Source organism: Mucilaginibacter sp. 3215 (genome assembly GCF_050433785.1).
In the GTDB taxonomy this organism is placed as follows: Bacteria; Bacteroidota; Bacteroidia; order Sphingobacteriales; family Sphingobacteriaceae; genus Mucilaginibacter.
Map to the genome: position 1 here is coordinate 30,945 of NZ_JBNPWO010000004.1, position 22,376 is coordinate 53,320.

The window sequence follows — 22,376 nt, forward strand, 5'->3', positions numbered from 1 at the left end:
TCTGACAAATATTGAAAATGACACATCCGGTAATTCTTTAAGTAACCCTGATTTTCTGGCTGTTAGCTTTTTGGTCAGTATTGGACACATAATCTATTACTGAAAACTATTACTCATCTGGAACATCGGCAGGTACATGGCTATGAGGATCACACCTACGATCAAGCCTAAAAAAATGATGATCAGCGGTTCCATCATGCTGCTGATCGTAGAGGTTTTATATTCCACTTCATCGATGTACTGTTCCGAGATTTTGGCAAAGAAATAATCCAGTTGATTGGTTTCTTCCCCGACTTTCAACAACTGGATCATTTTAGCCGGGTAAATTTTAAACTGCTGCAAGCTTTGGTGCAGGGATTTGCCTTTCATGATGTCGTCTTCCACTTTTTGCAGGGAGGATTCGATAGGATAGTAGCCGATCATTTGCCGGCTCAATGCAATGGCCCTCAACAGGGGCAAACGGGCGTTGATCAGCAGGCGCATGGAATTGCAAAAACGGGCGAGGTAAATCTTTTGGACAATGTTGCCAGCCAGCGGGAGGCGCAGTACCAAAGCAGAGATATACTGCCGGTAACGTTCGGTTTTGCGGCTGTACCAGATTAAGCCTGCAATGATCGCTATCACCATCACAAAACCATAAAAGTTATTCTCCATAGTCTGCGATACGCTGATGATCTTTTCCGTGATCCAGGGCAGCTGACCACCAAAACGTTTAAATACATCTCCGAACATCGGTACCACGAATTTCAGCATAAAGAACACCGCACCTAAAGAAGTGCTTAATACCACACATGGGTAGGTGAGTGCCGAAACGATTTTCCGGCGTTGTTTGATCTTGTTCTGATAGAATTTTGCCAGGTCGCCGAGCACTTCGGTCAGTTTGCCGGTCTCTTCGCCGATTTGCAAACTGTACACTTCGTAAAGCGAGAATTTGCCGGTTTGCTCCAGCGCCTGTGAAAAGGGCATCCCCTTCAATACAGCTTCCTGTATGGTGCTGAACAACTGCTTATCCTTTTCTTTTTCCTGGTCGGCAGTGATGAGCTCAAAGCTGCTTTTGAGGTTGATACCCGCCAGCAATAAGGAGCTGAGTTCCAGGTATAAGGCTTCTTTCTTTTTATCACTCAGTTCCTTACTGCCGAAACTGATGTCTTTATTGAGCAAAGCCGACAGGCTGCTTTCGCTGCTCTGCTTAGGAGGTTTTGGCGCTTTTTTTGGTTCGTACCTGCTCAGGTCAATGGATGGCATCAGTTTATAGGCTGGAATAGGTTAACGGAACTGTATGTTTTATGGTAATGATACGGAATTTTCTGCCCTTCTGTCAATAGTACGATTTGCAGGTCGTCAATTTTCTTTTTCTCCCCCTCAGCCGGATTGCCCTCAACAGGAACAGATTCAAATGAGGTGATAAAACTTTCAGTACTTACTTTAAACGTGTCAACAAGCAGCTTTTGGCGGATCACCCGGTTGGCCTGGAAACGGTAAATAACGGTATCGATATGGCTGGTCATGGTCACGGTATTGCTATCCCTGTATATCATTTCAGCTTTATCGATATCCCGGTTCAGGCGTTGGTCAAGCGAGGCGAGCATGCCGCTGTTATTATTGCGGTCAACAAAAGAGAGGTATGAATGGCTGATGATGGCGTAAGCACTGTACATCAGGCCGATCACAATGGCCGAAATGAGCATGGCGACAGTAAGCTCCATGATCGTGAAAGCCGGGAGCCTGTTTTTATTCCTCATGGTTCATGATCACTTTTTTTAGCCTGGCTACCTGTTCATGATTAGGATCAAAAGCGGTCAGTGTAATGACCGATAGCCCGGGCTCGTTTTCAAATGGTGTTATTTCCTGTTTGATGGTCATATCGTCAACGGTGATTGTTTGATCGGTATGATCTTTTGCCTGTTCGGCCTGAAGCAACGTGTGCTGTAATATGGCCTGCGCTTTCAGCTTTTTGGCAGAAAGCGATAAGCGGTTTACATTGGTAAAGATCATCATGGCGATACCGAACACCACAATGATGATGATCATCGAGATGATCACTTCCAGTATGGTAGAGCCCCTGACGCCATGCCTGTTTCTCAGTTTGCTTCCAGCCATTGTAAGATTTTTTTTGGTCTCCCGGCAACGGGCGTAAGATCACTGCTCAGGTAATAGGGAGAAAGTGCCCGGGAGTTCAGGCTGACATTGATCAGGTAATTTTCGTACCTGGTGAATTCACTCTGGTATAAAAAACGTTTGGTGAATACACTGCCGTCTATTGTTGTTCCGGCCCGCAGGTTTAAGATCCCCATGGAATAAACCTGGCCCAGTACCCTGACCTTTTTGCCCAGTGAAATAACCGGCGGCAGTTGTTTATCGTCTTTCTGGTAACTAAAAATCAAAGCTTCACAATCAGCCCGGTCCCCGATATCTAATTTAGCCGGGAGCCCCACTGTGTTACCTGTAGTAAAGCGAAGTATGCCGAAACAGGACGGGTAACTGAATTTGCAATCTCGTTCTACACTAATAGAATCCGTGGCAAAGAGCTGGCAGTTGCCCCGAAAACCACTCTTGATGACTATGCCCCTGGCAAACACCAGTACATTGTTCAGACGGGCAGTGCTGTCAATGACCAGGGTGGTGTCGGAATATAAAATGATGTTGCCTTTGAGGCTCACGTGGCTTATGGTTTTTGCCGTTTTCCCAAAGCTGTAACTGAGCGTTGGTTCCAGAAAAGACCGGGCAATGCTGTCGATTCCCGCAGGAAGATTGTTCAGGGGCGGAGAAACCGACAATTGCTTTTTTAGCTGCTCCAGCCTGGCTGCTGAAAGCGGCGGCAGCTTTCTTTCGCTGTCAAAGGTTTTGCCGTTAACAATATGCTGATCTCCGGTATAAGCCTGGTTATCTACATAAGCTGTTCTTATACCTGCCTTGGGAATAAAAACGTTCCCCCGAATAACCGTATTCCCGCTGACGGAAACGGGACGGTCCTCATCAATAAGGTATAACGCTCCCCATTTGACTGAATCGATTTGGTTTGCTAATGAGAAAACCTTATAAAGCGTATCCCTCTTAATAAATGCGCTTGCAGCGCACACGTCGAAAGCTCCCCAATCTGTTTTTTTTAAGCTTACCGAATCCGCATCGTCATTGAAAAGACTGAACGTATGGCCGTCCTTGTAAATACTGTCCTTACTATGAATTAAAATAGTAATACCGGAGCTCAGGTTGTTCCGCAACTGGTCGGTTCGGAACTTTGCCTGATACTGGGATTTATACAGGTATGCAGCTACGATAAGCGCGGAACAGATCACGCCAATAACTAAAGTGATCACAATAACCATATACAGCGCGGAGGCTTTGAGCATGTCAGGGTGTCTTGGGTTGCGGAGCTCCGGCTGCTTTCTTTTTGAAAATATGGATCCTTTTCAGGAAACTACCGTTTTTCGCCGGTACTATTTTCCCGTTTTTATACTGGATGGTTTTAACTGAGTCGGTGCCGGTATGGTACGTGATCTTGCCGTGCAGTAAATCATGATCATAGCTACCGGATTGTGTTTCGTTACCGCCTGCATCATAGTAAGCGAATTTGCCTGTTTTTACGCCTTCATCCCACGTAATAATACTGCCAAGCCTGCCGCCTTCATTCCAGGTTTTCCAAACGCCATCTTTAAGGCCGGCTTTAAATCCTCCCTGCATGATCAAATGATGGTTCCTGTCGGATTCTTCGTAACTGCCGTTGAGCAGTTTACCGCTGAAGCCGCCTTGCTGTTCATGGATGGTGTTACTGCCAAACCAGTAATATAAAAGCCCGGGCCGCGTAAAAACTGTACCTGAAACCGGTTTTACCTGGGTACGGATGATTTTCGCTGAATCGCTGATATGAATATTATAAAGCCCGTAATCCGGCATTTGGGCCATAGCGCCGCTGGACGACAGAATAAGAATGAATAAAAGTAATTTCCTCATGGCGTTGCTGGCTTAAGGGGGATGAATTTGATTTTGCCCTGGTAGTTGATCCTGATCGAATCCCGCAGGTTTTTGATAAGTTTCAGGCTGCCGCTCGATTCGCCTTCGCTCATCATCAGCTCGGTTCCGTTCAGGTGTACCATGGCTACGAGTTTTTTGGAATCAGGGTTCCTGACATAGCCCACATACCGGATAAAATCCCAGTTCATAGCGGGTACAGCCGGATGTAGTCCTGTCTGCGCCGGCCCTGAAGAACTATGCTTATGGCTAATGGTATCTTTGGCTGCTACGATGCCGAATGGATCCCTGTAGTTCAGCAGTAAGTGCGTGGTGTCCGGGGGAATGGCATAGTCATTATAGGCTTCTTTTTTTACCGGGCCGGACATCGCCGGCTCATCCGGTTCATTATCCCCCATTGCGCCGAAAACGCGGTAGAGGATCAGCCCCCAGACGATCAGTACGGCGGCGCCAAGCAGGTATGTGAATTTTTTATTTTTCATAACGCCTGTTATTGCAGTACAAAACTTTGCAGGGCGGAAGGAGTACTTTCATTGCCGGCTGCATCGAGCGCGGTAACCTGCCAGTAGATCCTTTCTCCTGACGAACCCAGGGTAAAGCTGTAAGTATTGGTATTCAGCAAAGCAGGAAACGCCGTGCTGTACAAGGTGGTCGAGTCTGCCTTGTATACATATAGTTTATAGTTGGATGCCGTCGCGGATTTCGTCCATTGCAGGCTGACCGGTTTGCTGACTACCGCGTTGTTTTGCGGTGAGGAAAGCGTTACGCCGGCAGGGGCGGTGGCATCGAAGCTGATATTATTAACAACAGACCATTTTGATTGTTCCGTAGCGTTCTCTGCCCGCACCCGCCATTGATAAGTCTGGTCTTTCGGAAATTTATAAGTATACTGCTGGCCCGGGATGGTCAGGTCAATAAGAATGTGGCTGGGATCAGCGAAATTATTGGTATCCGCCTGGATGTGGTAGTTCACAGCACTGAACAATGAAGCCCATTTAAAAGTTACGTTGCTTTGATTAGTGGCCGTATTGTTGGCAGGCGAGCTGAGGATCACCGTTTGGGCCGCAAGTGAAGAAGGAATGACAGTAAGGTGGTTGGGCGTACTGAATTCTGTTTGCGAGCTGCCGTTCTCTGCCCTTACCCGCCATTGATATTCTCCGGGATCAAGCGTTAACGTAAAGCGGTTCCCTTTAACCAACGTATCAGCAACCAGGCCGCCTATGGTGTCAAAGCCTGGTGTCACAACCTGCAGGCGATAGGAGAGCGCATCTTCCACTTCATCCCACCAAAAATTAATATTATAGTTCGTGCTCTGGTATTTATCGGAAGGCGCCTTGAGCGTTACCGGCCGCCTGCTGATGTTCGGTTCGATAAAATCCTTGCAGGCTGACAGGGAACATATCAACAGGGCAAACAAGGTAAACTGGATCTGTGCTGGTCTAAGTTTCATTTCGACTAAATTAAAAATAATTCGTGAAAAGGCATACAATGATTTTGAACCCAAGGTTAGCAGGCTTTTCTGTGCAACGGGAAACGATAGATGCTTATACGGGGGTAACTTGTTCGTGATGAATAATATTCTTCATTTTAACACGCAATAAATAAACTTTAACCAGCTGAAAATCAAATATTATTAAAGGAGAACATTTGCATCAAAATAAATATTTGTTAGCTTAGTGCTGAAATTTGATAATGAAGTTACCTAAATTAAAATCACAAAAGCGCCTTGCCGCGTACACGCTTACCGAGATCCTCGTCGTTTTGGTAATCATCGGGATATTGGTTTTACTGGTATTGCCCAACCTGCTTCCTTTAATTACAAAAGCCAAAAGTACTGAGGCCAAATTACAGCTCAATCATTTACAGGTATTAGAAAAAAATTATTTCTACGAGCACTCCAAATATTCCAAAGATCTTACCGAACTGGGTTTTATCCAGGAAAAACTGAGTACGGAGGGAAAGGATGCCAAAGCTAATTACCGGATCGAGATCACCAACGCCACTAACACCGGCTTTACAGCCAAAGCTACGGCAGTCGTTGATTTTAACGGTAACGGTACTTTTAATGTTTGGGAAATTGACCAGGACAAGAACCTGAAAGAAGTAACCCCGGATTGAGGTGTCGCTGGTTTTAAAATTGATCATCCTGACGGTGCTTGGCGCTTTGGCAGTGCAGGATTTTAAGAGCCGGTCGGTATATTGGTTTTGGATGCCTGTTTTAGCTTTGACGTTCATTGGACTGAATAGTTTCCGGGTCGGAAACATGACGGACTATTGGTGGCCTGTACTTTGTAATCTTGACTTTATCGCTTTACAGCTCATTATTCTGAGCGCGTATTATTCGCTCCGAAAGAAACAGTTCATTAATATCACTGAGCGACTCCTGGGCTGGGGAGATATCTTGTTCTTAATTTCCATAGCATTTTATTTATCTGCATTGAACTTTGTTTTCTTCTATGTGACGAGTCTTATAGCGGTATTGTTTTGCTGGGGTGTATGGCGTTTGATTTCCGGGAAAGCGGACCGGTTCATTCCGCTCGCAGGATTTCATGCTGTGTTTTTACTTTTTATTTTGGTCGGTGACTGGTTTTGCTTTCATGTAAATGTAACGGACGATTTCTGGCTGTGGTATTCTATGTTTTACTAATGGAAATTAAAGAAATTTTATTAACGACCGAAAATGTCCATCTGCTCACAAAGGAGCAGGCCTGGCATTACCGTGTTCTTCCAAAAAACGGTACCGACCTCCGAATGGAATTGTATTGTGAAGCAGGAGCGGAAGGTGATAGCCTCGCTGCCGAACTGGAGGTGCTGTTGGGTAAAGAGGTGTTGCTGGAGCCGATTGAGGCCGGTATAATCGCCAGGCTGCTTTCCAAGTATTACCTGCGGGATAACGCTGTAGAGGGTACCACCCAACTGCAATTGAGCAACCATGCCGATGATTTTCTCGAAAACCTGATTGCAGAAGCGAAAAATCTGAAGAGCAGCGATATCCATATTGAACGGTATGAGCATAAATGCCGGGTTAGGATCCGGATTGATGGCATGATGGTAGAGCGTTACCTGCTTAAAAATGATGATTACCCGGCACTGATCAACAAAATCAAGATCTACGCCAATCTGGACATTGCCGAAAAGCGGCTTCCACAGGACGGCAGGATCAACTTTAAAAGCGGGGATAGCCAGTTTGATATCCGTGTTTCCGTATTGCCAACTTTATACGGTGAAAAGGTAGTGTTGAGGTTGTTAAACAATGATGCGACAGATATTGATCTGAACAGCCTTGGTTTTTCGGGTTTTGACCTGGAAAATTACCTGCAGGGTGTAAAGCGCCCCAATGGTATCCTACTGATCAGCGGGCCTACAGGTTCAGGAAAGACAACCACATTGTATGCGACCTTAAAGTTATTGAATAAAGAAACCCGGAATATCCTGACCATTGAAGATCCGGTGGAATATACACTGGAGGGGATCAACCAGGTGCAGTTGAAAGAATCAATTGGGCTGGGTTTCGCGGCTGCGTTGCGCACGTTCCTGCGGCAGGACCCGGATGTGATCATGGTCGGCGAGATCAGGGACCCGGAGACCGCCAATATGGCGATCAGGGCGGCACTGACCGGTCACCTGGTATTGTCAACTATCCATACCAATTCAGCCTGGGGAACGGTGTCGCGCCTGATCGATATGGGGATACCGCCTTTTTTGGTGGCGAACACATTAAGCACCACGGCAGCGCAACGTTTGATCAGGCTATTGTGCCCGCATTGCAAAACGCTGCATGATTTTGACAACTCGATGTATCCGCGCCAATACCGGCCTTCACGTGATGTAGCACATCATTACAAGCCGCATGGCTGTGAACGGTGTTACTATACAGGCTATAAAGGAAGAAAAGCGATTTATGAAGTAATCCCGATCGATCTTGAGCTGGCCGAAGAGATTAAGAGAGGAAATGCTAATATCCACCGGCTACTGACGGACCGCGGCATCCATACACTGGCAGAAAATGCATTTCAGGTATTCAGCGAGGGACATACTTCAATTGATGAGATTTACCCGCTGTTATTTAATTATTAACGATATGATGACTAAAAGAATTTCAATTTTTATCGCTCTAATGATCGCCATTGGAGCCGATAATCCGGTTTTATGCAAAGAAAAGGGTGCTTCAGCGGGTATCAGTCCGGGAACAGACAGGACAATCGATATGCTGACGACATTAAAAAAAAGACTGGAAATATTCGTCAGTAAATCCGGTTGTTTGGGTGAGGAGAGCGCACGGTATGATTTAAATAAATTTCGGGCCAATAAACGGCAACAGGTAAAAAGTCCTATGTCGATGAAAACTATTCCGGCAATTGGAAAAGGGGACTCGGCATTCCGGGATCAGAGCAGTAAATCTGATTGCGGGACAGGAAGAAGCTTCAGTAAAATGCCGGCAATCGTTAAAAACAATAACGGTCCGGAACCAAAAGTGATGTTCGAATTAGTCAAAATGGACGTTTATAGCCCCCGGAAGATCGCCGGCATTCCAGGTAACGGCAAAACCGGAGCTATCTTATCCGGGGGGGCGGATCCTATCTTAACTTCAAAAAGTATAGATACTTTACTGGACAGGCTGAACAAAAATGCCTTTATTAACCTTGGGCAGTTAGCGCCGGCTTTTTTTGATAAACTTATAGCGCTTGATGGTCATCATAGAATTGAAGCGGGCACATTGCCTAAATTAAGTACAAGCAACGGAAAGCCGGCGAAGCTCAGCCTCGGCAGTAAAAACTATTACCGGAAAAAACAATATGTCATACCCACTGTGACGGCTTCAAAAGCTGTCTCCCCGAAAGCTTACGAAATGGTAGATAATCAATTGACAGTCGAGCTTAAACTAAATACCCCAAATGATGAGGAATTAAACCTTGGCATCAGCGTGACTATTTCTGACTCCATTGAAAATCCGGGGGAGTCTCCCGGCAAACCTGTGATCAGCAAGTCCGAGGCCAATTTACCGTTTCACAGTGGCGATATTATTGTTTTGGGTGGGCTCGGACAGTTGGAAAGCAGAGATACCCCAACACATGATCCGTCCTACAAATGGGTCTTTATGGGGTTACCGAAACCAAAATCTGGCATTATTACCCTACTATTCATTAAACCGACCATCATCAGGTAAGAGCTGATGCTAAACAACAGGATAAATAAGTTTTAAGATTGAAGGGGTGTGATGGTACTAACCGGAGAGATATTGAATGCACAAATGGAATTGTTAAGAGTGGGGGAATTCAAAGTCCAACGAAGATACCATCGATGAAAAACGGAAATTACCGGAATGTATTATGCCGGCCGCTGTTATTTAATTATAAAGGAGATATGGGGAAAAGATTTTTACTTTTTTTATTTTTTATCGTTGCTGCCGGGTGCCTGAGCCCAACTATGGCTCAGGAAACGGAACGCATCCAGGGGATCCATCAGAAATTGGATGACCTGGCAGGCAAGGTGCCTGGCCTGAGCCAGCGTGTACAACTGCGGGTTAGCGGGGTTTCGATCCGGGAATACCTGAATTCATTGGCACGTGCCAATGAATTGAATATCAGCGTTGACCCGGCGCTGACGGTAATCGTTTACGATACATTTAACAATGCGACAGCAGCCAATATACTCATGTTGCTGGCGCAAAAGTATAACCTGGATATTTCGGTAGTGGGAACGATTATTTACGTGACCCCCTTTCAGGACCCCAATCGTTTTGTAAAGCCGCCGGTAAAGGATATCAACGCTAAGTATAACAAGACTGATAACACCTTATCGCTTGAATTACAGAATGACAGTCTGCCCGCGGTAGCCAAAAAGATCAGCCAGGTCTCCGGCAAAAACGTGATCGTGCCGGGCTCATTACAGGGTAAGCTGGTTACGGCCTTTATTGCCGGCGCGCCGTTTGAAGGAGCGTTGGAAAAGCTGGCCTACACTAATGAATTAAAAATGGTCAAGACTGCAGATGGCTTTTACCTTTTTCAACCGCTTGGGGAGAACGAGGAACTATATGTCAATGGCGATAGAAATACGTCGGTCCGTAAAAATTTCCGGCCGGCTGGCGCTGCTACCGGGGGCGCGACAGGTTTGTACGTGAGAATAGTAAACGGACAAAAGCTGATCTCCGCTGATGCGGTCAACGCGCCAATTAACGACATGGTTAAACAGGCCTCGCAGGAAACGGGCAAAAGCTATTCGATCTACTCGGAGATCAAAGGAAATATTACGCTGCATGTAACGGACGTAAGTTATGATACTTTCCTCAACCTCCTGTTTAAAAGTACAGAGTACACTTTCCATGCCGAAGGAGGGATTTATATTATCGGTGACCGCAAACAGGAGGGTTTAAGGTCTTACCGGGCGATCCACCTGCAGAACCGCGCGATCGATACGGTGATGATGATGATCCCGTCTGACTGGAAACGAGGCCTGGAGATCAAAGAATTTCGTGAACAGAACACCCTGCTCGTATCGGGGTCGGACGCTCAAATCAACGAGGTAGAAGCTTTTGTCAAGCAGCTGGATGTTTTGGTGCCAAGCGTGTTGGTGGAGGTGACATTGATCGATATTCATAAATCCAATACCATATCCACCGGGATCTCCGCCGGTGTTTCCGATAGTGTAAAAACAGGGGGAACGGTACTTTCCGGCCTGGACTATACGTTTGGGGCGAAATCGATCAACAGCTTCCTGAGCAGCCTGAGTAAAAACAGCTCTATCAACCTGGGCCGGGTAACTCCCAATTTTTATATCAGCCTGAAAGCGCTGGAGGAAAGCAATAACGTCGATGTTCGTTCAGTACCCAAGCTGGTCGCCCTGAACGGGCATACCGCTAAAATGAGCATCGGCAGTAAAAGATATTATAAAAATACAACCCAGAATGTGATCACAACGACGGCGACGCAATCCATCTTTTCCAATGTGTACGAGGCGGTGAATGCCGACCTGTCGATTGGGATCAAACCGCTCGTGTCGGGCAATGATGAGGTTACGCTTGGCATCAGCGTCAATATTTCTGATTTCACCTCTATTCCAACAGATGGCTCACCGCCGCCCCAGTCGATCAGCAAGTTCGAGACCAGCTTGCGTGTACATAGTGAAGACACCATTGTACTGGGCGGCATTGAAAGGACGGAGAGTGATGAAAGCGGCTCAGGTATTCCTATTCTGTCGAGGATCCCGGTATTAAAATGGATCTTCAGCAGCAGGACTAAAACCAAATCAAAAGTAGTAAGCGTATTGTTTATTAAATCGACCATTATCAGATAGGTATATGGCAGTGTTGGATCGCTTTTACGGAATCAAGGAGGCAGCAGGACTGGGTATTGTTATTAGCAAAGATGGCAGCGCCACAGTTAATTGCTGCCAGCTTTCACTGGATGGTAAAAACCTTTCCTTTGACAACAAACTTACAGGGGTAAGCTTGCCGGAAATAAAAAAACAGGTCAAGGCGGGAATACCTCTCAGTGTTAATATCTCGGGCAGGGGGGTGCTGTATAAACAACTGGAGAGGATAGAGGACATTACCCCTTCGAACTTCTCCTCCGTATTGCCTAACGCATCCATAGATGATTTTTACGTACAGCATTTTCCTTCCGGCGAGCATTCTTTTGTGTCCGTGATCCGCAAAACAGAGGCCGACAAATGGTTGGAAGCTATTTCGGAGCAGGGGCTTTCCCCGCTTATGCTGAGCCTTGGGCCTTTTCCAATAGCACATATCCTGCCGCAATTGAATATCTATAATGAAGAAATCTTATTTGCAGGTATAAAAATTGCAAGATCGGCAGACAAAAACTGGGAAAAGGTCAGTTTTCATGAAGAATTCCAGGCACCTTATACCATTAAAGTAGAAAGCGAAGCGCTGGACCAACAACTGCTGCTGCCATACGCGGCTGCTTTTCAGTTGCTGCTGTCGGGTAAACTTGACGCAGTTAAGGCAGATGTACCCGTTCTGGGATCGGCATTTGACAGACTGATCAATGACAGAAAATTTAAGGTAAACGGTATGGCCATCCTGCTGGTTTTCTTTGTTTTGCTGCTGGGCAATTTTGTGTGGCTTTCAGGGCTGAATGCTGAAAATACCAGGCTTGCAGCCGAAGTAAGCAATTCGGCCAGGACAAGTACGGATCAACAAGCCTTGAATGACGAAATCAGGCAGAAAGAATCGTTGTTGAAAGAGCTTGGCTGGGACGGCGGGATTAATAAAAGCAGTTTAATTGATCAGGCGGCGGCAATGATGCCACCCGAGATTACGTTGAAAGAGATCAGCATCAATCCGGTCGATGCCGCTGCTGACCATGGATTTGGTGGAATAAAATTCCGGGAACGGAAGATATTAATCCGCGGGGAGTCGGCGCAGATCATACCGGTCAATGAATGGGCAGCCCGGCTGAAATCAAAGAAATGGGCAAAAAACGTGGAACTGGAAAGCTACAACTTCAACAATGAACTCAACACAGCTATATTCACGATAACGCTAACCTATTGATATGCTGAGATACTGGCCTTTTAAAAAAGTTTATCTGCTGGTCCTGGGGACAGTCTTGCTGGCTGCTGCAGGCTATGGCCTGGCCTTCAAGCATACGCTCCATGCCAAAAGCCTGAATAAACAACTCCGGGAGCAACTCGCACAACAAAACAATGCGACTGAGCAACCCGGGTATACGGACCGGAAAAATGCTAATCTGGACAGGATCATCAGTCTGTACCGTGCAGACACGCTGACGTACAGGAGCAGCGCGATCAATACCATCGCCTTCCTGGCAGAAAAAAATAACGTCAAATTTGTGAGCGCGCCCTTACAGGATAAAAACTATCATACCGAAAAATATATCCTTCAAAAACTGACCTTTTCAGGCGATTATTTTTCACTGTTGAAATTGCTGAACCAGTTACAGCAAGCAAACGGGACGGGTAGGATCCGTTCTTGTTCGCTTCGGGCGCCAACAAGAAATGAGGGAACCTCCGACAGCAGGATAATATTACTGGACGTGCTTTTTGAAGTTATCGTAAAGTAGGTTACTATATAACTAAAGTTTAATAGTTCATTTCACAAACCATTTTTAGTTGACCTTTTAACCGATTCGTTACATACCTAACTATTTGATTACAATTATGGAAGGTGGTCAAGTCAAACCGGCTGGTTTGTGGACAACTTGTTGTAGTATATAACACACGTTTGTTTGGAAAAACCATTTTGGTTGACCCCGCTTCACCAATTTCGTTTGCATTCCTAAGTGTTTGATTACAATAATAGAATGTGGTCAGATTAAACGGTCGATAGGGGTCAATATGCTCTGGTTTATTCAATTTACCTCGTAAACCAGGATTTTGTAACCCTGATATTGCAAATAAGTGTGGATTTGAGAAAAATCAGCCGTGGGCATGCTCCGGTCAACATAAGATGTCCAGTTGAAGGTTGCACTTTGTTGGGAACCTGCACAGTAAAACTGGTGCTGCAAGCCAGGCCGCCGCAAGTTAGGTTGCTGCTGGATATATGCGTAGTAGTCGAACGAAAGGTGTAATAAGCCATCGGCGATCCTTGGTCGAACATCATATCTGATGTGTTTTAGCCTATTGATTATGTCTTTCAACACAGAGACCTTTCCTGGTTTGGCTATTTAAAGATGAGGTGGCTGGATATTAAATTTATTCCACGATAGCCCACCCCGGAAAAACCGTTTATCAAAAGCATAGCGACGGGTAAAAATTTGCAAACATATCCGGTGCTTCACCCTGAACCACCAGCTATCCTGCCTTTGCTTTATAAATAAACGCGCGAGCCTGAAAACAGCATAAATTTTCGATAAGAACTTTGATTGTTAAATATGATTATATATCATTGTATGAAATTTTGAAATAACCTTACCTGTCACATGAAATTTGCATTAATCTTCCTCTGCAATCCCGATTTTTATTCAATTGCGGTCATCAATCAAGGATCTACTTTCCTTAAAAAAGAGCATCTGGTACAGTTGCGCAACAGCATTTACAAAAATAGTTTTCATCAATTCACGATCAGGTATAACTATTGTTGAATCTCATAAGGATGCCACAGCGGCACCCTTTAAACACCACGAGAAACAATTTTTGCCCCACTAGGCAGGTCAAAGCTTTGGTCTGACGCTTAACACTGATTATCAATTACCAGGGACAATACAATATTCTAACTAAACTCATGAAAAGGCTAACCTTAATCACAACACTGTTCGTTTTTATATCGAACTGTCTTTTTGCCCAATGGACCACAAACGGAACGAATACAATTACCTCAACCAGCAATGCTATAGGCATTGGTACATCCGCTCCGGCAAGCAATCTACATATAGCGGAGCCGTCAACAAGTAAGCCGGCCGGAGTTTTAGCGCCGGCGAAATCTGTTTTTAAACTTTCCAGGCTGGGGACATCCGGGTATTCTTATAATGAAAGCGCGGAATTTAGGATAGGTCACGGAGGTCCCAGTTTTTGGGGATCACAGCTTGATTTGTTCATCAATGGTAGCAGCAATCAAAATGACATCCCGGATCAACACGTAATGACCTGGGCCTACAATGGCAATGTGGGTATTGGCACTTCCGGTCCATTAGCACGTTTACATTTAGTTGGGAGCGGCGTGTCGGTAGACGGCGGAAACAGTATTAGTGTCAGTAATAATGATCTGGCCATTCAGGCCAATACAGGTGGAAGATCTGCGACTTTAGGTGCCCAACTGGAATTTGTTATTCCGGCGAATACCGATGGGACCAACTCCTGGGGACAAGGGAGGATAATAACCGTTGCAGGAAATACCGGGAACGGTAATGCCACCGGGAAAATGATTTTAGGGACCAGGCGAATGTTTGATAAGCTGGGTACCGGTGCCCAATGGTATTATGGAAATGACATTGTCATTGACGGATCCGGGAACGTTGGAGTCGGAACGCTTAATCCTGATCAGAAACTGTCAGTAAATGGCATCATACACGCCAAGTCGGTATTAATAGACCTGAATGGATGGAATGATTATGTGTTTAAAAAGAGTTATCGATTGCGACCATTATCAGAAGTTAAAGCTTATATCGACCAAAACCAGCATTTGCCGGAAGTTCCTTCAGAACGGGAGATGGTCAAGAATGGACTTGATGTCGGTGAGATGAACAAGCTGCTAATGAAAAAGGTCGAGGAATTGACTTTGTATCTTATTGAGTTAAAATCCGAGGTTGGCCAACTTCAAAAACAGATCAATTCACCAGCAAAGCCTAATTAACCTTATGAAACTTAAATTTCTTTTTTTATTAACGGCGAGCTTACTTGCATCCGGGGCGGTTACTGCACAAACTAAAACCTTAACTGTAGATGTCAACGATGTATTGAATAGTAATACCAAGATTGTCGCCCAGACAACGGTAGGGCAGTCTTTTTTTGTCGGACATCAGTTGGGAACTGGGTATTATTATTCAGGAGGCATATTCCGCGCCATAACCGACAATAACAATAATGCAGCCAATTACTATTTCGATGGCATTGCCAACGGAATCACAAACTTTAGCGTCAGGGCCGACGGTCAGGGGTATTTTGCGGGGGCCATCGGTGTCGGTGTTACTTCGCCCGGTGCAAGGTTGCATATTTTCAACCAGTACGACGTAAATCAGACGACCGCACTGAAAATGTTTTATCAGGGAACTTGGGGCACCCCGGCCTATGCCAGTAATTTTCGATTCATCGACCTGAGCAGTACGGAAAACGGAAAGGTACTGCAGGTTAACGGAACAGGTGTAGGAATCGGGTACGATGCGCCGGCCTGGTCATCGCCGGATAAACTGTATATCAGCGGCAATGTTGGCATTGGAACCAATACACCAAGGGAGGCGCTCTCGGTGAACGGAAATATCCGTGCCAAACAGATCAAAGTAGAAATCGTCAACTGGCCCGATTATGTTTTCAAGCCAGGCCATCATCTCCCATCCTTGACGGAAGTACAAGCTTACATCGACCAAAACCAGCATTTGCCTGAAATCCCTTCTGAGCAGGAGATTGCCAAAGACGGTTTGAACCTGGGTGAGATGAACAAATTGCTGTTAAAAAAAATTGAAGAATTGACGTTATACCTGATTGACAAGGAAAAGATCATAACCGAACAACAAAGAAAACTTGCAGATCAGGAAAAGATAAATGAACTGTCGGGGGAGCGTCTGAAGCGCATAGAAAAATCCTTGAGCGCTTTGGCGGGATGCGGCTGTTTCGATTCGATAGTAGAATACAAGGATAAGGAAGGACATGTGATCGCTAAAAAAAACTAAAGCAGCGGCCTAGAACGAAAACGGTTAGATATCGAAATGAAAGCGTTCATACCAGGGTAGGTTTTGTAATGCTGAGGTTTCCAGTACGCCCGGAACGTTTTTTGGGGCATGGGCGAGGAGGTTTGTCAATAGCTGGCTGCCTGTACCGCGGTGTTGATATGCCGGGTCTACACCAATGAATCATAGGTAAGCCATGGCTCTTTAGGTTGCTTAACCTTTTGAAGCTCCTCGGACTCTTTAACGGCCGGGTTACGGTGAGGGGGCCGTTGATATAACGGATGGCGTGATTTGTTGCCTGGGCATTTTTTACTACAGTAGGATAGTCGCCAGCTACTGAGGATAAATCGGCGGTAGTGATCTCTATTGTCTTTGAGAACAAAGGAATAGATCGCGTCACCCTTTTGCATTCTTCCGAGACCGTTCCAAACTGTAAAACGATGCGGCATATAGCTGGGCAAAGAGGGCTCAGAATATTCCCTTCTATATAATATTGACTGCCAGTGCTTTATTATTGACTTTTGTCGGCACTCTACAATTCACGCAATAACTCTAATTGTTGATTCAAGTATACTAAGTATTTAAGGATTTAATATCTAATGTGTTTTAGCCTGTTGATCATATCTTTCAACACAGATATCTCTCCTGGTTTGACTTCTTAAAGAAGAAGGCTGCATATTAAATTTATTCCACGATAGCTCGCCCGGAAAAACCGTTTATCAAAAGCATCGCGATAGGTAAAAATTTGCAAACCGTATCCGGTGCTCCACCCTGAACGACCAGCCATCCGGCCTGTTCTTTATAAAGAAACACGCGAGCCTGAAAATAGCATAATTTTCGATAATACCTTTGATTGGTAAACATAATTATATATCATTGTATGGAATTTTGAAATAACCTTACCTGTCACATGAAATCTGCATTAATCTTCCTTTGCAATCCTGATTTTTGTTCAATTGCGGCCATTAATCAAGGATCTACTTTCTTTAAAAAAGAGCATCTGGTACAGTTGCGCAACTGCATTTACAAAAATAGCTTTCATCAATTCACGATCAGGTATAACTATTGTTGAATCTCATAAGGATGCCGCAGCGGCGCCCTTTAAACACCACGAGACAATTTTTGCCCCACTAGGCAAGTCAAAGCTTTGGTCTGACGCTTAACACTGATTATCACTTACCAGGAACAATACAATAATTCTAACTAAACTCATGAAAAGGCTAACCTTAATCACAACACTGTTTGTTTTTATATCAAACTATCTTTTTGCACAGCAATGGACTACAAGCGGCACGACTATTTACAATAACAACAGTGGCAATGTGGGGATCGGAACAACGGCTCCCGCGACTACCCTTGATGTGAACGGAGCTATCTCTGTAAAAGGCATCAACGTGAATGATACCCAGATCATATCCGTTCCTGCCGACGGTACGTATGTGATTGCCAGTGGAAACCGTATTAAAGGGACATATACGCTCAGTTTTGAGGCAGCGAACAGGGTGCAGACAGTGGTGCTCCTGGCAAATGCGACCCACTATGACTATAACAGTTCGCTTTCTATTTTGAGTAACACGTATTATAACTACGCTGTGGTGATGAGTAACTTTCGTTATGTTTTTAATTCAGATAATTCGGTTGTTTACCTGGTGTTCAATATTGCAAACAGGAATGGCGGTAGTTCTGTCACAGCTCATTATGATGGTACCGGCGCATATATCCCTTCCTGGGGAGGAACGATGCCTTCTTCGCCAATAACTGGCGGAATTTATCCTTTGGCTATTACTGGCGGAAACGTCGGGATCGGTATAGCCAACCCTGCAAACAAGCTGGACGTTAATGGCACGATACATTCCAAATCGGTGCAGATCGATCTCAATGGTTGGGGGGATTATGTCTTTAAAAAGGATTATCAATTGCCATCACTGGCTGACATCAAAGCGTATATCGCCCGACACCAGCACTTGCCTGAGGTACCGTCGGAGAAAGAAATGATTAAAAATGGCCTTGATGTTAGCGAGATGAATAAACTCCTGATGAAGAAAGTGGAAGAGCTGACGCTGTATCTGATAGAAAAAGACCAGCAGGACAAGCAAAAAGACAAGCTTTTGGCTTCGCTCCAGGAGCAGATCGATGAAATGAAACAAACAAAGCCAGAGCTTAAGCAAACCAAACCCAATCAAAAGTAAATTTTGTCATAATAATGAATGCCAAGTATCTCTTTGTCAACAGAACTAGCCGCGCATCACGCATTAATCTTCATATTATGTAAAAGCTGACCTATTATTTATCATACTTCTTCTGTTTGGGTCTTGGCAAGGTCATTGGACCGCTGCAGATCCTGACATCATTTTGCGTTAATTTCTGGAATTAAGCCTGGTTAGTTTTAATCACCTATTAAGTCCATCTTGTACCAACTTATCACCTCTATGAAAATTAAAAAATCCCAGCCAATTATCCTGTTTTTCTTACTCTTAGTGTCGGTCAACCAATCTTACGCCCAGGTTTCCTTACCAAAGCGCGGAGCCAGTGCAATAGGTGACGCACCGCAGACCGGCAAATTGTTTAATGCAGCAGGATATGATAATGTCGAATACAATTCCGGAACCTTAAAAGTCGGGATCACGCTTTATGAGATCCGGGTAAATGATATTCGGGTACCTATTTCGATAAATTACAGTGCATTAGGAATTAAGCCGGGCCAGCGACCCAGTGTAGTCGGAATGGGTTGGGAACTCAATGCGGGGGGGGGAATGGTTGCTCAGATTAATGGACGGCCGGATAACGGTTCCGAAGGTATGAATTATTTGACAGGCGGAAACCCGATGCCAAGCGCCGCGATAGGGGGAGCTCTGGACCCTGTTAACAACAGCACGCACCGCGCTTTCCTGTATAATGCGATAGAAGGTAAGACGGATGGAGCCTGGGATGCTTATGCCATATCCACCCCTTCCGGCAGCGGAAGCATGATGCGTCCGACAGGAGTTCAGCTTACTTATCCTTACAATCCGTTAATGAAGTTCACTGATGATGGTTTGACGTTTGGTGACGGCCTGTATTACAACTTTGGCTCCGCCGCAAGGCGTTCGATTAGCAAAAGGAGTTTCCATTCTAAACAAGGGCCTGATTATGCTTATGACGATAGATGGGTGCAGCCCTATCCCGATTACGATTACGAGCAACCCGTTATTGCCATATCATCAGCTCATCATAAACAGAAGGTTACATTCGATTATTTCGCTAATCCCCCTCAGCCCGCAGGAAAAATATCGACGTTGATGACGGTACCCGTGTCAAGGGATGTTTATACGAACAACTATCCGTTCACGAAAACCAATTCATTTCATACACGGGAGCCAATGCTCACGCAAACAATGGAAAGCGTGACGGAGAAAAGGCTGGCTCAAATCAATTTTCCGGGAGGAAAAGTAAGCTTCACTTATGAAGCGCCACAGCCGTACAATAATAACGGTTATGCCTTGCAAAAGATGGAAGTAATGAAGGACAACGGCGGGGGTAACTTCTCCGTGTTAAAAACTTTTATTTTTACGTATGGCAGCAAAAAACCGAGCGGCCAATACATTGCCGGACATTATTTAGCTCAGATCGAAGTATACGATGCCAATCTGGCCTACAGTTATGGCTGGAAATTTGGTTATGTGAATGATTATTTGCCCGTTGGGTATGATCAATACGGTATTCCGACCAATACGACCAAGGATGAATATGCCGTCGACCGATGGGGCTTTTACAACGGAAAAATCACCAATCAACATTTAATAGAGAATCCGGCAAATATGCTTTGCCTGCAAACCAAAAAGCATTACCCCATTCTCGGTTCTAGTGGTCAAACTGCTACAGGGATACCCAAAAAAAGCAGGGAAGCTCAGTTGCTGTTTGGTATGGGTACAAACGATATGCCTTTTGCTGACCGGGAATTTGTCTTTAATGAAGCGGTCAAAGGCACACTTTCAAGTGTTATTACCCCCACTGGTGAGCGAATCGAGTATGAGTATGAGCCTCATACATTTCGACATACCAAATGGACCTCGTTAACCGCCAATACTTCAGAGACACGTACGGGCGGAGGGCTGAGAATAAAGTCAATCCTCCATAAGGACAACCTGTCAGGAAAAACGCTTTTAAAGAAGATATATAAATACGGAATGGGAACATCCGAAACGTCCACGGACCTGGAGTCCGGGATTGGCATGGTCAATTACCCTTTAACTGCCCTGACAACAAATGTGCTCTATGAATATAATGACGCCCTGGGTACAGCGACACCTTTGCAGGTGCAGGATTTGTCGCTGTTATCGCATCCGGTAAATGATATGACGTACTCAGGGGGAAGCTATGCCACGTACGGATCTGTGGCCGAGTATGTGATCAAAGATACAATCGGCGCGGAGTTGACAACAAACCAATATAAGACCCAGTATTTTTTTGAGCCGCCATCCCGTGACATTATCCAGGATTATATTCAGGGAGATGCCGAGGCTATGGCGATTCCTACCGGGTACATTAATCCTGGTGTTAAATATGACGTGAAGCTGGATAAACCCAAGCAGATCATCAAGTATATAACCCGGAAAAGCACGGTTAACGGAAGTATTTTTTTTGATAAGGCTTCGATTGAAAATTTCACCTGGGACCGATACTCTTCCCCGAGTTTGGGCAGTGCGACGAACGCTTATTTCGGAGGCGTTAATGGTATCAAATACGCATATTATAATTCATCGGATAAGTTCCAGCATTGCGACCAGGTTTACGATAGCATTACACAACAATGGATTAATGTTTCTTGCAGCCCGGACCCTGCGAAGCCGGTCGCCGTTGATGCTTATTTCTATATGGCATTAGAGACCGAATCACAGAGTACTTTTTATCCCGATAAATATAATGGCCAGTTGCTTAATATGGACGGGATGTCCAATTGTTATAAATTATCCTGGCATGAAAAACAAGAATATAATAGTAACGCGCAGGTAATGCAAATCTCCCGGGAAGATTACTGGTATGGCAACAATACCCATATGCAGCCAATGATGGTTACAAAAACCAATTCCATGGGTAAGAACATGAAGGTAAGAATGCGCTATCCAAATGATTTCCCACCCCCGGTGCCTGCTGATGCCTCGTTGTTGATCAGTAAAGGAATGGGTGGCACCCCTATCGAAACCTTATCGATAATGGATATTGGTACTAACGAATATATTCTGGGCGGTTCAGCAACCCGGTATAGCCTTGACCCGGCAAACCTTTTATATAATAATGAAAGTTATGCTTTGAATACAGGAAATAAACCGATTGTTTTTTCTGCTTATACCGGCCTGAACGACAGCCGTTACGAGCTTAAGCAAAGAACAAACAGGCTCAATAATTTTGAACAAACTGCCATACCTGCCAGTGCCAGGACCACGACGTTATGGGATAGTAAACGAATCAATCCATTGGCGCAGTTTACTGTTCCAAGATTTAATGATCCGACGTATAACAGCTTCAATGATATCGCCTTTTCCGGCTTTGAAGATGAGGAGAAGGGTAATTGGCAGTATAATTCGGCTAATGTTGGGATCGTTGCTTCGCCTACCGGCCGGTATGCATACAGCCTCTCCGGCGGGGCTATAAGCAAAGCTGCTCTCAATACTGCAATCACCTATATCTTAAGCTACTGGTCAAAGAACGGGACGCCTGTTATTACCGGTGGGACAATTGGTACGGCATCTGTTAAACGAACGTACCCCGGCGGATGGACATACTATGAACGCGAAGTGACCGGATCTTCAGCACTTAGTATTTCGGGTTCCGGTTACATCGATGAACTACGTCTGCACCCGATAAGCAGCAGTGTAAAAACGTTCAATTATGACCCGATCTTAGGAATGGTCAGCACTACTGACGTAAATGGCAGAACTGTTTACTACGAATATGATCCGATGCAACGCTTATGGCAGGTGAAGGATATGGACGGTAACATCCTGACGAGAACAATGTATAACTTTAAGAATTGAAACTGCTGCGAACTTATCAGATCAATTTATTAAAAAATAAAGATCAATTGCCAAATGGCGCACGTCCGTATGTTGGCGATAAATAACCAAATGC

The 22,376-nt window shown here is 45.0% G+C and carries 19 protein-coding genes; 11 read left to right on the top strand and 8 right to left on the bottom strand.

The annotated features are described in order from the left end of the window. Positions 1-96: 96 nt before the first annotated feature. Genes ABIC84_RS08725 through ABIC84_RS08755 form a run of 7 tightly spaced genes read right to left on the bottom strand, consistent with a single transcriptional unit; the run spans position 97 to position 5,419 of the window. Positions 97-1,245: a type II secretion system F family protein gene (locus ABIC84_RS08725; protein ID WP_429263345.1), complete on the bottom strand. Its 1,149-nt coding sequence runs from the start codon at positions 1,243-1,245 to the stop codon at positions 97-99. Then, on the bottom strand, positions 1,245-1,742 hold the full coding sequence (locus ABIC84_RS08730) for a PulJ/GspJ family protein (protein WP_429263346.1): 498 nt from the start codon (positions 1,740-1,742) through the stop codon (positions 1,245-1,247). Before ABIC84_RS08730 ends, ABIC84_RS08725 begins: the two co-directional genes overlap by 1 nt. Further along, positions 1,732-2,100: a hypothetical protein gene (locus tag ABIC84_RS08735; protein ID WP_429263347.1), complete on the bottom strand. Its 369-nt coding sequence runs from the start codon at positions 2,098-2,100 to the stop codon at positions 1,732-1,734. The genes ABIC84_RS08730 and ABIC84_RS08735 overlap by 11 nt, the downstream gene beginning before the upstream one ends. After that, positions 2,082-3,350 carry a hypothetical protein gene (locus tag ABIC84_RS08740; RefSeq protein WP_429263348.1) on the bottom strand — a complete coding sequence of 423 codons (1,269 nt, stop codon included), beginning with the start codon at positions 3,348-3,350 and terminating at the stop codon, positions 2,082-2,084. Before ABIC84_RS08740 ends, ABIC84_RS08735 begins: the two co-directional genes overlap by 19 nt. Position 3,351: 1 nt before the next feature. Next, complete coding sequence (locus tag ABIC84_RS08745; RefSeq protein WP_429263349.1) at positions 3,352-3,951, bottom strand: toxin-antitoxin system YwqK family antitoxin; 600 nt, start codon at positions 3,949-3,951, stop codon at positions 3,352-3,354. Continuing rightward, on the bottom strand, positions 3,948-4,451 hold the full coding sequence (locus ABIC84_RS08750; RefSeq protein WP_429263350.1) for a hypothetical protein: 504 nt from the start codon (positions 4,449-4,451) through the stop codon (positions 3,948-3,950). The genes ABIC84_RS08745 and ABIC84_RS08750 overlap by 4 nt, the downstream gene beginning before the upstream one ends. Positions 4,452-4,459: 8 nt before the next feature. Then, positions 4,460-5,419 (bottom strand): hypothetical protein, encoded by a 960-nt coding sequence (locus ABIC84_RS08755; RefSeq protein ID WP_429263351.1) that lies wholly within the window; start codon positions 5,417-5,419, stop codon positions 4,460-4,462. Between the two features lie 242 nt (positions 5,420-5,661). Here ABIC84_RS08755 and ABIC84_RS08760 point away from each other — a divergent pair, with 242 nt between their 5' ends. The 9 genes from ABIC84_RS08760 to ABIC84_RS08800 all read left to right on the top strand — a co-directional run bounded on the left by ABIC84_RS08760 (position 5,662) and on the right by ABIC84_RS08800 (position 16,271). Then, positions 5,662-6,087 carry a type IV pilin protein gene (locus tag ABIC84_RS08760; RefSeq protein ID WP_429263352.1) on the top strand — a complete coding sequence of 142 codons (426 nt, stop codon included), beginning with the start codon at positions 5,662-5,664 and terminating at the stop codon, positions 6,085-6,087. A gap of 19 nt (positions 6,088-6,106) precedes the next feature. After that, positions 6,107-6,616, top strand: coding sequence for a hypothetical protein (locus ABIC84_RS08765; RefSeq protein WP_429263353.1), 510 nt, complete (start codon positions 6,107-6,109; stop codon positions 6,614-6,616). Further along, positions 6,616-8,046: a GspE/PulE family protein gene (locus ABIC84_RS08770; protein ID WP_429263354.1), complete on the top strand. Its 1,431-nt coding sequence runs from the start codon at positions 6,616-6,618 to the stop codon at positions 8,044-8,046. Before ABIC84_RS08765 ends, ABIC84_RS08770 begins: the two co-directional genes overlap by 1 nt. A gap of 4 nt (positions 8,047-8,050) precedes the next feature. Then, the gene (locus tag ABIC84_RS08775; RefSeq protein WP_429263355.1) at positions 8,051-9,136 is read left to right on the top strand and encodes a hypothetical protein; all 1,086 of its coding nucleotides are present in this window, start codon (positions 8,051-8,053) and stop codon (positions 9,134-9,136) included. 260 nt (positions 9,137-9,396) lie between these two features. After that, a complete protein-coding gene (locus ABIC84_RS08780) occupies positions 9,397-11,262 on the top strand; it encodes a type II secretion system protein GspD (RefSeq protein WP_429263356.1) in 1,866 nt (621 codons plus the stop codon). Between the two features lie 4 nt (positions 11,263-11,266). Next, entirely contained in the window at positions 11,267-12,481 is a 1,215-nt protein-coding gene (locus ABIC84_RS08785; protein WP_429263357.1) for a hypothetical protein, read from the top strand. 1 nt (position 12,482) lies between these two features. Beyond that, positions 12,483-13,010: a hypothetical protein gene (locus ABIC84_RS08790; protein ID WP_429263358.1), complete on the top strand. Its 528-nt coding sequence runs from the start codon at positions 12,483-12,485 to the stop codon at positions 13,008-13,010. A 1,160-nt stretch (positions 13,011-14,170) separates the two neighbouring features. Next, positions 14,171-15,238, top strand: coding sequence for a hypothetical protein (locus ABIC84_RS08795; RefSeq protein ID WP_429263359.1), 1,068 nt, complete (start codon positions 14,171-14,173; stop codon positions 15,236-15,238). Positions 15,239-15,242: 4 nt separating this feature from the next. Continuing rightward, positions 15,243-16,271, top strand: coding sequence for a hypothetical protein (locus ABIC84_RS08800; RefSeq protein WP_429263360.1), 1,029 nt, complete (start codon positions 15,243-15,245; stop codon positions 16,269-16,271). A gap of 24 nt (positions 16,272-16,295) precedes the next feature. On the opposite strand, the gene ABIC84_RS08805 is transcribed toward ABIC84_RS08800, so the two are convergent. Further along, entirely contained in the window at positions 16,296-16,448 is a 153-nt protein-coding gene (locus tag ABIC84_RS08805; protein ID WP_429263557.1) for a GNAT family N-acetyltransferase, read from the bottom strand. 1,031 nt (positions 16,449-17,479) lie between these two features. On the opposite strand from ABIC84_RS08805, the gene ABIC84_RS08810 reads away from it, so the two are divergent. Then, positions 17,480-18,457 carry a hypothetical protein gene (locus ABIC84_RS08810; RefSeq protein ID WP_429263361.1) on the top strand — a complete coding sequence of 326 codons (978 nt, stop codon included), beginning with the start codon at positions 17,480-17,482 and terminating at the stop codon, positions 18,455-18,457. 240 nt (positions 18,458-18,697) lie between these two features. Further along, positions 18,698-22,282 carry a hypothetical protein gene (locus ABIC84_RS08815; RefSeq protein WP_429263362.1) on the top strand — a complete coding sequence of 1,195 codons (3,585 nt, stop codon included), beginning with the start codon at positions 18,698-18,700 and terminating at the stop codon, positions 22,280-22,282. The last annotated feature ends 94 nt before the right edge of the window (positions 22,283-22,376 follow it).